Annotated in this window: 1 protein-coding gene; it reads right to left on the bottom strand. The window is 67.5% G+C overall.

The annotated features are described in order from the left end of the window. Positions 1 to 255 (bottom strand): aconitase family protein (locus ACPYOG_RS20000; protein ID WP_481295850.1); only part of this gene is annotated, 255 nt, incomplete at both ends.

The following is a 255-nucleotide window of genomic DNA, read 5'->3' as shown; positions in this document are numbered from 1 at the left end:
ATGCCGGTGCCCGGGGGGACGACCTTGAAGTCGTCGAAGGCGGTCTGGCCCCAGCGGAGGAACTGGTACCGCTCGCCGTTGCGCTCGTACTCGATCTCGACGTTGCGCTCGAGGGCGTTCTCGGTGCCGAAGAGGTCGGCGATGACGGAGTGGTCGATGACCATCTCGGCGGGCGAGAGCGGGTTGATCTTCTTCGGGTCGCCGCCGAGCGCCGTGACGGCTTCGCGCATCGTGGCGAGATCGACGATGCAGGGC

The sequence above is a fragment of the Leifsonia sp. HAY1-4F genome, assembly GCF_056755275.1.
The sequence above is the reverse complement of the archived record's forward strand: the minus strand, read 5'-3'. Positions and strand labels throughout refer to the sequence as shown.